The organism is Jiangella anatolica (genome assembly GCF_003236295.1).
GTDB lineage: Bacteria > Actinomycetota > Actinomycetes > Jiangellales > Jiangellaceae > Jiangella > Jiangella anatolica.
Window position 1 is genome coordinate 1 of record NZ_POTW01000215.1, and the last position, 455, is coordinate 455.

A 455-nucleotide genomic window follows, 5' to 3' on the forward strand; every position below is an offset into this window, starting at 1 on the left:
GCCGCTGACGGCCCGATGCCGCAAACGCGTGAGCACATCCTGCTGGCCCGCCAGGTTGGTGTGCCGTACATCGTCGTGTTCCTGAACAAATGCGACATGGTGGACGACGCTGAGCTGCTGGAGCTGGTCGAGATGGAGGTGCGCGAACTTCTGTCGAAGTACGACTTCCCGGGCGACGACACTCCGATCATCAAGGGTTCGGCCAAGCTGGCGCTCGAAGGCGACAAGGGCGAACTGGGCGAAGTGGCCATCATGAACCTGGCCGACGCACTGGACACCTACATCCCGACGCCGGAGCGCGCTGTTGACGGCACGTTCCTGATGCCGGTGGAAGACGTGTTCTCGATCTCGGGTCGCGGCACCGTGGTGACCGGCCGTATCGAGCGCGGCGTCGTCAAGGTCGGCGAAGAACTGGAAATCGTCGGTATCAAGGCCACGCAGAAGACCACCTGCAC

The 455-nt window shown here is 63.1% G+C and carries 1 protein-coding gene; it reads left to right on the plus strand.

Annotation, left to right across the window (positions count from 1 at the left end):
- A partial coding sequence (locus tag C1I92_RS33045) for a GTP-binding protein (RefSeq protein ID WP_233507580.1) occupies window positions 1-455 on the plus strand: 455 nt, incomplete at both ends.